General features: G+C 64.9%; 11 protein-coding genes. 3 read left to right on the top strand and 8 right to left on the bottom strand.

The window, feature by feature from the left end; translation table 11 throughout:
- Positions 1-12 precede the first annotated feature (12 nt).
- From D4Q52_RS17920 to D4Q52_RS17930, 3 genes are all read left to right on the top strand, one after another.
- On the top strand, positions 13-1,035 hold the full coding sequence (locus D4Q52_RS17920) for a zinc-binding dehydrogenase (RefSeq protein WP_119858023.1): 1,023 nt from the start codon (positions 13-15) through the stop codon (positions 1,033-1,035).
- On the top strand, positions 1,035-1,967 hold the full coding sequence (locus D4Q52_RS17925; RefSeq protein ID WP_119857936.1) for a lipid A biosynthesis lauroyl acyltransferase: 933 nt from the start codon (positions 1,035-1,037) through the stop codon (positions 1,965-1,967). The genes D4Q52_RS17920 and D4Q52_RS17925 overlap by 1 nt, the downstream gene beginning before the upstream one ends.
- A gap of 278 nt (positions 1,968-2,245) precedes the next feature.
- Positions 2,246-4,156, top strand: a complete 1,911-nt coding sequence (locus D4Q52_RS17930) for a B12-binding domain-containing radical SAM protein (protein WP_234831237.1) — start codon at positions 2,246-2,248, stop codon at positions 4,154-4,156.
- A 362-nt stretch (positions 4,157-4,518) separates the two neighbouring features.
- On the opposite strand, the gene D4Q52_RS17935 is transcribed toward D4Q52_RS17930, so the two are convergent.
- From D4Q52_RS17935 to D4Q52_RS17970, 8 genes are all read right to left on the bottom strand, one after another.
- On the bottom strand, positions 4,519-5,601 hold the full coding sequence (locus D4Q52_RS17935; RefSeq protein WP_234831243.1) for a polyamine ABC transporter substrate-binding protein: 1,083 nt from the start codon (positions 5,599-5,601) through the stop codon (positions 4,519-4,521).
- A 40-nt stretch (positions 5,602-5,641) separates the two neighbouring features.
- On the bottom strand, positions 5,642-6,796 hold the full coding sequence (locus D4Q52_RS17940) for an aminotransferase (protein ID WP_119857939.1): 1,155 nt from the start codon (positions 6,794-6,796) through the stop codon (positions 5,642-5,644).
- 7 nt (positions 6,797-6,803) lie between these two features.
- A complete protein-coding gene (locus D4Q52_RS17945; protein WP_119857940.1) occupies positions 6,804-7,130 on the bottom strand; it encodes a rhodanese-like domain-containing protein in 327 nt (108 codons plus the stop codon).
- 199 nt (positions 7,131-7,329) lie between these two features.
- The gene (locus D4Q52_RS17950; protein WP_119857941.1) at positions 7,330-9,228 is read right to left on the bottom strand and encodes a potassium transporter Kup; all 1,899 of its coding nucleotides are present in this window, start codon (positions 9,226-9,228) and stop codon (positions 7,330-7,332) included.
- A 116-nt stretch (positions 9,229-9,344) separates the two neighbouring features.
- Positions 9,345-10,166 carry an OmpA/MotB family protein gene (locus tag D4Q52_RS17955; protein ID WP_119857942.1) on the bottom strand — a complete coding sequence of 274 codons (822 nt, stop codon included), beginning with the start codon at positions 10,164-10,166 and terminating at the stop codon, positions 9,345-9,347.
- Between the two features lie 30 nt (positions 10,167-10,196).
- Positions 10,197-10,970: a motility protein A gene (locus tag D4Q52_RS17960; protein WP_119858024.1), complete on the bottom strand. Its 774-nt coding sequence runs from the start codon at positions 10,968-10,970 to the stop codon at positions 10,197-10,199.
- A 218-nt stretch (positions 10,971-11,188) separates the two neighbouring features.
- On the bottom strand, positions 11,189-12,058 hold the full coding sequence (gene pssA / locus D4Q52_RS17965; RefSeq protein WP_119858025.1) for a CDP-diacylglycerol--serine O-phosphatidyltransferase: 870 nt from the start codon (positions 12,056-12,058) through the stop codon (positions 11,189-11,191).
- Between the two features lie 66 nt (positions 12,059-12,124).
- Positions 12,125-12,823, bottom strand: a complete 699-nt coding sequence (locus D4Q52_RS17970) for a phosphatidylserine decarboxylase (RefSeq protein ID WP_119857943.1) — start codon at positions 12,821-12,823, stop codon at positions 12,125-12,127.
- Positions 12,824-12,860 lie beyond the last annotated feature (37 nt).

Genomic DNA, 12,860 nt, shown 5'->3' on the forward strand with positions numbered 1-12,860 from the left:
CGGAACACGATGATGCGCGCGCTTACTCTCGTTGCCGACCGCGACCTCGCGGTCGCCGATCTGCCGCCTCCCCCGCCGCCCGGCGCCGGCGAAGTCCAGGTCCGTATCGCCGCGGTCGCGCTCAACCACATCGACGTGTGGGGCTATCGCGGCATGGCGTTCGTCAAGCGCAAGCTGCCGATCGTGGTCGGCGCCGAAGCGTCCGGGACGATCGAAGCGGTCGGCGACGACGTCACGCGCTTCAAGCCGGGCCAGAAGGTCGTGATGTACGGCGCGCTGACCTGCGGGCATTGCAAGGCCTGCCAGGAAGGCCGCGATAATCTCTGCGAAAACGTCGGCGGCCTGATCGGCTTCCATGTCGACGGCTTCGCGCGCGAACTGATGAACATCGCCGAGCGGCTGGTGATTCCGGTGCCGGACGGCGTCGAGCTGCGCGACGCCGCCTGCGCGCCGATCGCGTTCTCGACTGTCCAGCACATGCTGTTCGACAACGCCAAGCTGCAGCCCGGCGAGACCGTGCTGGTACATGCCGGCGGCTCCGGCATCGGCACCGTCGCGATCATGATGGCCAAGGCGATCGGCTGCACGGTGATCACCACCGTCGGCGACGATAGCAAGATCGAGGGTGTCAGGAAGCTCGGCGCCGATCACGTGATCAACTATCGCAAGGATCGCTTCGAGCACGAGACCCGTAAGATCACCAAGAAGAAGGGCGTTGACGTCGTGTTCGAACACGTCGGCGCCGACACCTTCAACGGCTCGCTGCTCAGCCTGAAGCGCGGCGGCCGGCTGGTGACCTGCGGCTCGACCTCCGGCCCGTCCACGACCCTCAATCTGATGCAGCTGTTCCAGCAGCAGTACAAGATCTTCGGCTCGTTCGGCGCGACGATGCAGAACATCGCCGAGAGCCTTGACAAGATGGCCGCGGGCATGCGGCCGGTGATCGACACCGAAGTGCCGCTCGACGATGTCGGCGCCGCGTTGAAGCGGATGGAAAGCCGGCAAGTGTTCGGCAAGATCATCGTCCGGTTCTGATGAAACTCGCCCTCTACCGCGCCAAGCTGCGTGCGCAACGCGCGGCCAAAACGCTGCTGGGCAACACCGCCGGTTCGGCGGCGATCGGCGCGCTGCATCTGGCGCGGAAGTTCGACCCGGCCAAGACCGCCAATTTCTTCGGCGCGCTGATGCGCAAGTTCGGCCCGCGCCTGCCCGAGCAACGCATCGGCCGCGCCAATCTCACCGCCGCCTTTCCGGACAAGTCAGCCGCCGAGATCGAAGCCATTCTGTCCGGCGTCTGGGACAATCTCGGTCGCGCCGCGGCGGAGTTCGCCCATCTCGACTCGGTGTGGGACTACGACCCGGCGCATCCCGAGCGCAGCCGCGTCGAGGTGACGCCGCGCTCGCTCGAACTGTTCGAACAGCTGCGCGACGACGGCAAGCCGGCGCTGATCTTCGCCAGCCATCTCGGCAATTGGGAACTCCCGGCGGTCGCCGCGGTCGCGCACGGTCTCGACACCGCGGTGCTGTATCGCCGGCCCAACATCGAAGCCGCCGACCGCATCGTCGAGGAAATCCGCTCGGTGAAGATGGGCCAGTTGATCGCCGCCGGCCGTACGGCGCCGTTCAAGCTGGCGCAGGCGCTGCAGGAGGGCAAGCACGTCGGCATGCTGATCGATCAGCATTTCTCCAATGGCGTCGACGTCACCTTCTTCGGCCGCACCTGCAAGGCCAATCCGATGCTGGCGCGGCTGCTGCGGCAGATCGACTGCCCGGTCCACGGCGCGCGCGTGATCCGCCTGCCGGACGGCAGGTTCCGCGCCGAACTGACCGAACAGATCGAGCCGGTCCGCGATGCGTCAGGCCAGATCGACATCCAGGGGACGATGCAGACCGTCACCTCGGTAATCGAAGGCTGGATCCGCGAAGCCCCGGAACAATGGCTGTGGCTGCATCGCCGGTGGCGCTGATCAGCTTGCGCGGCGTGTAGTCGGCGATTAGCAGCGGCCGACTAATCACTTGCCCGGCCGATCGAAGAGATGAGCGGAACAGCTCACGTCCGGACATCAGGTTGCCTTAGTGCAACTATAATCAGCATCCGACAGCAGGGTCTCCCCGGTCAGCTTGACCGATTCCGGGATTGACCGCACAGTGCGCCGCAAGCTTTGCGAAACATCCGGCTAACATCGAGGCCCATATGGAACTCCCAAGGCGTGCCCGTGGCGATGAGCTTCTGGTTCCCGGCAAGATGGCCGCCCTCCGGGCGCGCCTGCAGGGCCTCTCCGCTCAGCACGATCTGACGACGGTGATCGTCAACGCCTTCGACCATCGCACCCGGGTGCTGCCCTTCGTGCTCGCCGATACGCGCATGGCGCCCGGCGGCGTGCGGGCGATCGGCTCGGCACTGGCCGATGTCGGCTTCCACAAGACCCGCATCGTGCTGCAGCAGTGGAACCCGAATTTCAGCCCGAAGCAGATGCGGCTCGACGGCCGCATCCCGGATCTGTTTCTGGTTTCCAGCATGCATCTGCATTCGGCCGAATGCGATCGGCTGATCCGCGAAGCTTGTGAGATCGAGCCGGACAAGCGGCCGCTGATCATGGTCGGCGGTCCGCGCATCCGCTACGAGCCGTGGCACGTGTTCGGTGGTGATCGTCACGCCGACTGGTCCGCCGACGTCGCCGTCACCGGCGAGGAATACGTCTTCCTCGACCTCCTCAACGTGCTGCTGTCGCTGCGCGCCGACGGCGAGTCGATGAGGTCGGTGTTCCACCGCGCCCGCGCGATCGGCGCGCTCGATGAGGTGCCCGGCATCGTCTATGCCAATCGCGCCTCGCCCAACGGTCCGGTCGAAGAACTGGTCGACACCGGCGTGCAGCGCCTGCTCGGCGACCTCGATGAGTTGCCGAGCCCGATGTACGGCTTCACCATGCTGGAGGCGCCGAGCAGCGCCGCGACGCTGGCGAGCCAGCCGCTCCCGGCCAACCGCGTCAAGCGGCACAGCCCGATCGCCGGGATCGTGATGACCGCCGGCTGCAAATTCCGCTGCTCGTACTGCCCGATCCCCGCCTACAACCAGTCGCAGTTCCGCGCCAAGAGCGGCGAGCGCATCGCCGAGGAAATCGGACAGATCGCCGAGACCTTCGGGATCTATCACTTCTTCGGCGCCGACGATAATTTCTTCAACAACACCAAGCGCACGCTCGACATCGCCGGCACGCTGGCAAAGAAAGCGCGCGACGGCCGGCCGTTCTGCAAGGTACGGATCGGCACCGAAGTCACGGTGCACGACACCGTCGGCATGCGCGATCACCTGCCGCTGATCCGCGAAGCGGGCTTCGCGGCGGTGTGGCTCGGTGTCGAGGACATGACGGCGACGCTGGTGAAGAAGGCGCAGGACAAGGACAAGACCGAACTCGCCTTCCGGCTGCTGCGCGAGAACAACATCCTGCCGATGCCGATGATGATGCACCACGACAGCCAGCCGCTGGTGACGTGGAAATCGAACTACGGCCTGCTCAATCAGATCCGGCTGCTGCGCAAGGCCGGCTCCATCACCACCCAGGTGATGATGCTGACGCCGGCGCCGGGATCGAAATTCTACGAGAACGTGTTCGAGTCCGGCACCGCTTTCAGCAAGGCCGGCGACGTCAAGGTCGAACCGCACATCATGGACGGCAACTACGTGGTCGCCTCCAAGCATGCCCGGCCGTGGGTGAAGCAGATCAATCTGCTGATCGCCTACACCTACTTCTTCAATCCGATCCGCTTCCTATCCGCGCTGGTGTTCTCGAAAACAGCGGATGTGTTCTCCAGCGCCGAGACGAGGCCGGCCGAAGAGGTCCGCAACTACTCGGCTGTCAAGAAGCTGCGCCGCCGCTTCCAACTCAAGCTGCGCGCGCATCTGATCGATGCCGGCGCGCAGATCTACGGCATGATCGGCTTGGCGCATACGTATCGGCGCACGGCCGGATGGGCCTGGCGGCTGTTCAGCAGCAAGATCGAGCGCCACGAGCGCGCGCCCGTCAGCCCAATCCCGATGCGCGGCGTCGGCGACAAGCCGTCCGACCACGCGCTACCGGGCACGGTGAACTTGCGCGAGATCGGCAAAGTCACACTCCCCAGCGCGCCGGCACCGGAACTGGCGAAGACGGCGTGATTGCGGGATCGGAAAAACCTCCCCCCAATTCGAAGTCATCCCGCTCATGCGGGATCCAGTATTCCAGTGGCCAGCATCAAAGCCTCCTCATCAGCGCCCTGGAATACTGGGTCGTCGGGTCAAGCCGGACGATGACGGACGTTTATGAGTCACCGCGCTTACCAGCTGTGATGATACTCAGAGCCTGACTGGGCTGACGTCAGCGATTGAGGGCACTTTGCTCTCAACGCGTCATGCCCGGCCTTGTGCCGGGCATCCACGTCTTTCAGAAAGTGCCGCGACAAAGGCGTGGATGGCCGGGACAAGCCCGGCCATGACGGAAAGACGAGACGCATGAATGGGCGCAACGCAACGGCAGCGCTCTAGCGCCCCGTTTTCACCCGCGTCCACAGCCGGTTGATAATCCGCTGCGTCGCCGGATCGCGGGCGGTAATGACGAACAGGTGTGCCTGCATCGCTTCGTCCGGATAGATCGTCTTGTCGTTGAGCACGCGCGGATTGATGAACTCCTGGCTCACCTTGTTGCCGTTGGCGTAGGACAGGAAGTCGGAATTACGCGCGGCGATGTCCGGGCGGTACAGGAAGTTGATCAGCTCGTGCGCCTCGGCGACGTTCCTGGCGTCAGCCGGGATCGCCAGATTGTCGAAGAACATCTGCGCGCCCTCTTTGGGGATCGCGTAGCTGATCTCGACGCCGTTGTTCGACTCCGCCGCGCGCGACTGCGCCTGCTTGATGTCGCCCGACCAGCCGACCACGAGGCAGATCTCGCCGGTGGCCAGCGCGCTGAGATACTCGGAAGAATGGAATTTGCGCACCGAGGAGCGGACTTGCGCGACAACGTCGGCGGCCTTCTCGAGATCGGCCTGCTTGGTCGAATTCGGATCGAGGCCGAGATAGGTCAGCGCCGCCGGCAGGATGTCATCCGCCGAATCCAGCATCTGCACGCCGCAATCCTTGAACTTGGCGAGATTCTCCGGCTTGAACACCAGGCTCCAGCTGTCGATCGCCGCGCCCTCGCCCAAGATCCTCTTCGCCGCCGCGACGTTGTAGCCGATCCCGGTGGTGCCCCACATGTAGTTGGCGGCGTAGTGATTGCCGGGATCGTACAGCGCCAGCTTCGCGGTCACTACGTCCCAGGCGTTCTTGAGGTTGGGCAGCTTCGCGGTGTCGAGCTTCTGGAACACCTTGGCGCCGATCTGGCGCTGCAGGAAGTACGCGGTCGGCACGACGACGTCGTAACCCGACTTGCCCGCCAGCAGCTTGGTCTCCAGCGTCTCGTTGCCATCGAAGGTGTCGTACACCACCTTGATGCCGGTCTCGCGAGTGAACTCCTCCAGCACTCCCGGCGCGACGTAGTTCGACCAGTTGTAGAAATTGACGGTGCGGTCCTGCGCCGGCGCGGACGCAGCGCATCCCAAAACGAGCGCGGCGGCCGCGCTCACCATCAGCAGCGCCCCGGAGAGAGATATACGCATCGTCGAAGCCCTATCGCCCGTGCACCGCGTCCGACAGACGCTCCAAGGCCGTGTCCAACGTCTGATCGTTCTTGGCAAAGCAGAACCGCACCACCGAGGTGACCGGCTCCTCCTCGTAGAACGCCGACACCGGGATCGCCGCGACCTTGTAGTCGTTCACGATCCGCTTGCAGAACGCCTCGTCGGACTCGTTGAGACCGAGCGGCGCGAGGTCGACGGTGAGGAAATACGTGCCCTGCGACCGGATCACCGGGAAGCCGATGCGCGACAGCCCCTCCGCCAGCCGGTCGCGGCTGCGCGCCAGTTCCTTGCGCATCTGCAGGAAGTAATCGTCGCTCTTGCCGAGCCCATAAGCCACCGCGACCTGCAGGTTCGGCGCCGTGGTGAAGGCGAGGAATTGGTGCACCTTGGCGGCCACCCGCAGCAGCGGCGGCGCGGCGCAGACGAAGCCGATCTTCCAGCCGGTCAGCGAGAAGATCTTGCCGGCCGAGCCGATCTTGATGCAGCGGTCGCGCATGCCGTCGATCGCGATCAGCGGAATGTGCTCGAGGCCGTCGAAGGTGACGTGCTCCCACACCTCGTCGCAGATCGCGACCGCATCGAACTCCTGGCAGAACCGCGCCAGCAATTCGAGGTCTTCGCGCGGGTACACCACGGCAGCGGGATTGAGCGGATTGTTGAACACGATCGCCTTGGTCTTCGGGCTGAAGACCTCGCGCAGCGCCTCCTCGGTGATCCGCCAATGCGGCGGCTCGAGCCGAACCAGCTTGGGAATTCCGCCGGCCTGCCGGATGATCGGCAGATAGGAGTCGTAGACCGGCTGAAACACGATCACTTCGTCGCCCGGCGACACCACCGACAGGATCGCGCTGGCCAGCGCTTCGGTGGCGCCGGACGTCACCATCACCTCGGTCATCGGATCGAGCGTGACGCCGTGCCAGTGCGCGTAGTGGGTCGCGATCGCGTGCCGCAGTTCGGGCAGGCCCATCATCGACGGATATTGATTATAGCCGTTCAGCACCGCGTCGGCGGCGGCGCGGCGGATATCGTCCGGGCCCGGATCATCCGGAAACCCCTGCCCCAGATTGATGGCGTTGTTGTCGCGGGCGAGCTGCGACATCGCCTCGAACACGGTGACGGGCAGATCGGAAAAGACCTTGTTCATTGTGCCGTCAGCGGCCCGGCGTGGTCGGCAAGCCGGCTGCCTTCCAGCCCAAAATGCCACCGGCCAGATGCTTGTTGTAAGCGAGGCCCGCAGCCTGGGCGGCCTGCGAGGCGGTGACCGAGCGCTTGCCGGAACGGCAGGCGAATACGATCTCCTTGCCGGCCGGATCGGGGATCGCCTGGGGGTCGAAGGTCGACAGCGGAACCACCACGGCGTCGGGATAGGCCTCGGCGTCCACTTCATTCGGCTCGCGCACATCCACCAGCAGATAGCGTCCTTCGGCGATGCCCTGCGAGACCTCCTGCGGCGTCAAATCCTCAACTTGGCCAACCACTCTCTGCTCTCCCGCGATCGCACTGTCCGAACCCAATAGCGCAACAACGCGAACCAAGCCCGGCCATTGCGTCGCCAAGGTTGCGCCAAGCGAGAGGAAAATCAAGCGGCGGGAAAGAGTTGCTGGCATGTTTGCTGGATAGCCGGTTTTCGCCACGAGATGCATCGCCCCTTTGGTCGCAGGCGCGGCCGGTGGCCGGTCAGATCGTGACCTGCGTCCCGACTTCGACCACACGTCCGGTCGGAATGTGAAAATAGTCGGTAGCGTCGTTGGCCGAACGGCTGAGCGCGATGAACAGCTTGTTCTGCCAGCGCGGCATCCCGGACTTGGCTGCCGGCTTCAGCGAGCGGCGGGAGACGAAGAACGACGTCGTCATGATGTCGAAATCCCAGCCGAGCTTGCGCGCCAGCACCAGCGCCTTGGGCACATTGGGCGATTCCATGAAGCCGAAGCGCAACCGGACCTTGCTGAACTTCTCGCTGACCTTCTCCAATTGCACCCGCTCGGAGGGCGGCACCCGCGGGGTGTGGGCGGTCTCGATGGTCAGGATGACATTGTGCTGATGCAGCACCTTGTTGTGCTTGAGGTTGTGCAGCAGTGCGGTCGGGACGTAGTCCGGATCGGAGGTCAGGAACACCGCCGTGCCTTTGACGATGTGCGGCGGATGCCGCTCCAGGTTGCCGATCAGATCGTGAAACGGCACTTCGGAGCGCCGGGTCTTGATTGTCAGCAGTGCGACGCCCTTGCGCCAGGTCCATATCAGCGCCGCCATCGACAGGCCGAACAGCAGCGGCACCCAGGCGCCGTCGAACAACTTCAGCAGATTGGCGCTGAAGAACATCGCGTCGACCAAGACGAACGGCACAATCAGCAGCGCTGCGAACGCCGGCCGCCAGCCCCACAGCTTCCAAACCACGACGAAGCCCATGATGCCGTCGGCCACCATGGTGGTCGACACGGCGATGCCGTAGGCCGAGGCGAGCCGGCTGGAGCTCTGGAACAGCAGCACCAGGATCAGGACGCCGATCAGCAGCAAGGCGTTGACCCGCGGCAGAAAGATCTGGCCGGCATGACTCTCCGAGGTGTAGCGGACCTCGAAGCGCGGCAGCAGGCCGAGCTGCACCGCCTGACTGATCAGCGAATACGCACCGGTGATCACCGCCTGGCTGGCGATCACGGTGGCAGCGGTCGCCATCACTACCAGCGGGAGCACGAAGCTGTCCGGCACCATCTTGTAGAACGGGTTTTCCAGCGCCGCCGGGTTGGACAGCACCAGCGCGCCCTGCCCGAAATAATTCAGCAACAGCGACGGCAGCACGAAGCCGAGCCAGCCGGCCTGGATCGGCCGCCGGCCGAAATGGCCAAGGTCGGCGTACAGCGCCTCGCCGCCGGTGACGGCGAGAAACACCGCGCCGAGCGTCACCAGCCCGATCGTGCCATGGGTGAGCAGGAAATGGGCCGCGTACCACGGGTTGATCGCCGCCAGCACGGTCGGGTCGTCGTTGATGTGCGCCAGCCCCATCGCGGCGAGGATGCCGAACCAGACGAACATCACCGGACCGAACGCCCGTGCCACCTTGGCGGTACCACTGCTCTGCACCCCGAACAGCACGATCAGGATCAGTACGGTGAGCGGCACCACATAGTGATCGAGCGCGGGCGCGGCGATCTTCAGCCCCTCGACCGCCGACAGCACCGAGATCGCCGGCGTGATCATCGAATCGCCGATGAACATCGAGGCGCCGACCACCCCCAGTGTCAGCAGCAGCAGGCTACGCCGCCGCAGCGCGCGCTGCCCGAGCGCCATCAGCGACAGCGTCCCGCCCTCGCCGTTGTTGTCGGCGCGCAGCAACAACAGCACGTACTTCGCCGTGACAACGATCAGCAACGCCCAGAGGATCAGGGAAAGGACCCCGAGCACCATGGCCCGGGTGGCGGCTTCGTGACCGGCGGCGCCCGCGACCGCTTCGCGAAATGCATAGAGCGGCGACGTCCCGATGTCGCCGAACACCACACCCATGCCGCCCACGGTGAGCGTCCAAAATCCGGCCGCCGCGGGAGCTTCTGGCGTCTGTTTGGATACCTCGCTGAGGGCCATGATCGCCGTAGAACGCGGAACTGCCGGTTTCGATCCTGCCGGGTCCCCTATGCAATGCGCAGCAAGTCTGCAGGCGGTGGCAGGACGCCGTCAAGATCGCGGTATCAGATGTCCGGCTACGGCTTTAGCCCGGGCGGCAGGGTCGGATTTTCACGCATCAGCGTGATGGTAACCCGGCGGTTGGCGGCGATCGACGGGTCTTCAGGAAACAGCGGCTGGGAATCCGCCCGACCGGTCACCGCAAAGATATGCGACGTCGGCACGCCTTCCCGCTCCAGAATCTGCCGCACCGCGTTGGCACGATCCGCCGACAGGTCGAAGCCGTTGTATTCGCCGCGCTGCGGCATCAGCCCGGCTGACGTATGGCCCGAAATGGTGATCCGCAGCGGCGTGGCACGAAGCGGACCGGCCAATCGCTGCAGCAGCCGCCGGGTGCGCTCGAACGGCACCTTCTCCCCGTCGGCGAACATCGCGCGGCCGTCCTGATCCATGATCTCCAGGTTGAGCCCCTGCTTGGTCTCTTCGAACATCACGTTCTTGGACAGTTCGGCGATCTCCGGCATGTCCTGCAAGGCCTGGCGAAGCGAGGCGGAGGCGAGTGCGAACTCCCGCTCCTCCTTGGTGAGAACCCCTTCGTCCTTGGTTGCGTCCCCGGGAGCGGGCTTGCTGGTCGACAGCTCCGGATCGACGTGCTCGGTGTTCTTGATCTTGCCGCGGGTTGGCAGGCCATCATCTTCGATGATGCCGGAGTAGCGCGCGTCGGACTGCACGCCGAACGCTTCCCGCATCGATCCGGCGACGATCTTGAGCTTGTCCTTGTCCTGGGTCGAAAACGCCGTCAGCATCACGAAGAAGGCGAGCAGCAGCGCCATCAGATCGGCGAACGTCACGAACCAGCCGTGACCACCGTGTGCCTCCTCACGCTTCTTCTTCGCCATGACTCGCTTTCCGGGTTGCTCGTGACCCGGCTAAGCGGGAACGCCTTCGTCCTCAGTGTGGCGATGCTTCTCCGGCAGGTAAGCGAGCAGCATCTCCCGAACCAGCGTTGGGCTCTTGGAATCGCGGATCATCAGGATGCCGTCGATGATCAACGTGCGGTTAGTCTCCTCGTCCACCAGCTTGGTGTGCAGCTTATCGGCGATCGGCAGACAGATCAGGTTCGCCACCACCGCGCCGTACAGCGTCGCAAGCAGCGCGACGGCCATGAATGGACCGAGCTTGGAGGGGTCGGACATGTTCGAGAACATCTGCACCATGCCGAGCAGCGTGCCGATCATGCCGAACGCCGGCGCGCAGTCGCCGATCGCGCGATAGATCTTTGAGCCTTCGTTCAGGTGCAGCAGGAAGTTGTCGCGGTCGCGTTCGAGATTGTCGCGAATGAATTCGATGTCGTAGCCGTCGGCCACGTAGCGCACGCCCTTGGCCAGAAACGGATCGTCAGCTTCGACCTTCTCCAGGCCCACCGGACCGGACTTGCGGGCGATTTCGGCGATGCGAGCGAGTTCATCGACCAGGTCGCGTGCGGAGAGATTGCTGAGCGTGAAGGCGAATTTGGCGCCGAGCGGCAGGCCGTGCAGCATCGCCGACAACGGGAAACGGATCAGAGTGGCCGCGAAGGATCCGCCGAAGATCACGATCACCGCATGGATGTCGTAGAACATCCCGAAGTTGCCGCCCATCAGGATGAGCGAAGACACGACGGCGGCACCTGCGACCAGGCCGAGAAGTGTGGCGATATCCATCTTGTACTCCGACACGCGCACACGCACGCCGGCCTCGGCCGACGGCGGCGCGGCACCTTCTGCGCTGCGCGGCCCCAACTTAGGCGGCCGCCATTAAAGACGCGTAAAGGTTAAGTGTGAGGCAGTGAACAGCGGCGTACGCCGCTGCAGGAGCACGGCGTCAACTCGATACTAACCATTCACCGGCGGTCGAGCCGCGGCGATTCGGCTTAGCCTCTTCAATTCAGCCGGGTCGGCCGATCGTCCTGCGATGCCGGATCGGGGACCACCAGGGTCGGCTTCTTCGAGGGTGAAGCCGCTGGCTGCGGCGCGTGCGCGGCCGCGGTGCGCTTGTGATCGCGATAGGAGCGCCAACCCAGCGGCAGGCTGAGCAGGTACAACACCGAGCCCGCCGACAGGATATGCCACGGATAGCCGATCAGCAGTGCGATGAACAGCACCACCGACACGAACACCGGCAGCACCATTTCGGGCGCGACCCGCAGCCTAACGGCCTTGCCGGAGAACACCGGCAGGCGCGACACCATCAGGAAGGCGATCAACAGCGTATACAGCGCGATCAGCACCGCGGGCGGCGTCGGCGCGCCGAGGAATCCGAGATAAACCGGTAGCAGCACCGTGATGGCCCCCGCCGGCGCCGGCACGCCGGTGAAAAAGTTCGCCGCGAACGCCGGCTTGTTGGGGTCGTCCATCGTGGCGTTGAAACGCGCCAGGCGCAGGCCGCCGCTGATCGCGAAGATCATCGCGGCGATCCAGCCGACATTGCTGAGGAAATGCAGCTGCCAGAAATACAGGATCAGGCCGGGCGCGACGCCGAAATTGACGAAGTCGGCCAGACTGTCGAGCTCGGCCCCGAACTTGGACTGGCCCTTGATCATCCGGGCAACGCGGCCATCGATGCCGTCGAGCACGGCGGCGAACACGATGGCGGCGACCGCAAGCTCCATCCGGCCTTCGGTCGCCAGCCGGATCGCCGTCAGGCCGGCGCAGATCGCCAGCAGCGTGATGACGTTGGGCACCAGCATCCGCACCGGAATCGGGCCGAATCTGCGCCGCGGCAGTTCGGGTGGGGTCTGGTCGTAGTTCATCTGCATCGCCTCAGTTACGCGAGCCAGCAGGCTGCGCCGCCATCATGGCAGGCTTTGGGCCGACGCTCAGTCAGCCCGAAAAGTCCGGCCGCCGTCGCCGAGGCTGATGTCTGCCAGCACGGTCTCGCCCGCGATCGCGGTTTGCCCCTCGGACACCAGCGGCTTAGCGCCTTCCGGCAGGTAAACGTCGAGGCGCGAGCCGAACCGGATCAAGCCGAACCGTTCGCCCGCAGCCAGCGGCTGGCCCTCGCGGACAAACGACACGATCCGCCGCGCCACCAGCCCGGCGATCTGCACCACGCCGATCTGACCGGTCGGGGTCGAGATCACCAGCGAATTGCGCTCATTGTCCTCGCTGGCCTTGTCGAGCTCGGCGTTCAGGAACAGTCCCGGTGAATAGATGATGCGCTCGACCCGGCCGGCGACCGGGCTGCGGTTCACGTGGCAGTTGAACACGCTCATGAAGATCGACACCCGCGGCAGCGGCTTGTCGCCGAGCCCGAGCGCCGGCGGCGGGATAATCTGCACCACCATCGACACCCGGCCATCGGCCGGAGCCACCACCAGCCCCTCGCGGATCGGGGTGACCCGCACCGGATCTCGGAAGAACAGTGCGCACCAGATCGTCAGCACCACGCCGATCCAGCCGAGCGGTGCCCAGATCAGGAACAGCACTAGCGTTGCCAGCGCGAAGGCGGCGATGAACGGATAGCCTTCCCGATGGACCGGCGGGATCTGGGCGCGGACGGAATTGACGATCGACATGGAAGGTCCCCTAGCTTCGAAGACGGGCCGGATGCTG

The sequence above is a fragment of the Rhodopseudomonas palustris genome (assembly GCF_003591005.1).
Taxonomy (GTDB): domain Bacteria; phylum Pseudomonadota; class Alphaproteobacteria; order Rhizobiales; family Xanthobacteraceae; genus Rhodopseudomonas; species Rhodopseudomonas palustris_K.

Excerpts from the sequence above, each read along its gene's own strand:
- D4Q52_RS17950 (WP_119857941.1), bottom strand. The coding sequence starts at position 9,228 with ATGGCCCTCAGCGAGGTATCCAAACAGACGCCAGAAGCTCCCGCGGCG.
- D4Q52_RS17930 (WP_234831237.1), top strand. The coding sequence starts at position 2,246 with ATGGCCGCCCTCCGGGCGCGCCTGCAGGGCCTCTCCGCTCAGCACGAT.
- D4Q52_RS17940 (WP_119857939.1), bottom strand. The coding sequence starts at position 6,796 with ATGAACAAGGTCTTTTCCGATCTGCCCGTCACCGTGTTCGAGGCGATG.
- D4Q52_RS17970 (WP_119857943.1), bottom strand. The coding sequence starts at position 12,823 with ATGTCGATCGTCAATTCCGTCCGCGCCCAGATCCCGCCGGTCCATCGG.
- pssA (WP_119858025.1), bottom strand. The coding sequence starts at position 12,058 with ATGAACTACGACCAGACCCCACCCGAACTGCCGCGGCGCAGATTCGGC.
- D4Q52_RS17920 (WP_119858023.1), top strand. The coding sequence starts at position 13 with ATGCGCGCGCTTACTCTCGTTGCCGACCGCGACCTCGCGGTCGCCGAT.
- D4Q52_RS17925 (WP_119857936.1), top strand. The coding sequence starts at position 1,035 with ATGAAACTCGCCCTCTACCGCGCCAAGCTGCGTGCGCAACGCGCGGCC.
- D4Q52_RS17960 (WP_119858024.1), bottom strand. The coding sequence starts at position 10,970 with ATGGATATCGCCACACTTCTCGGCCTGGTCGCAGGTGCCGCCGTCGTG.
- D4Q52_RS17935 (WP_234831243.1), bottom strand. The coding sequence starts at position 5,601 with ATGGTGAGCGCGGCCGCCGCGCTCGTTTTGGGATGCGCTGCGTCCGCG.
- D4Q52_RS17955 (WP_119857942.1), bottom strand. The coding sequence starts at position 10,166 with ATGGCGAAGAAGAAGCGTGAGGAGGCACACGGTGGTCACGGCTGGTTC.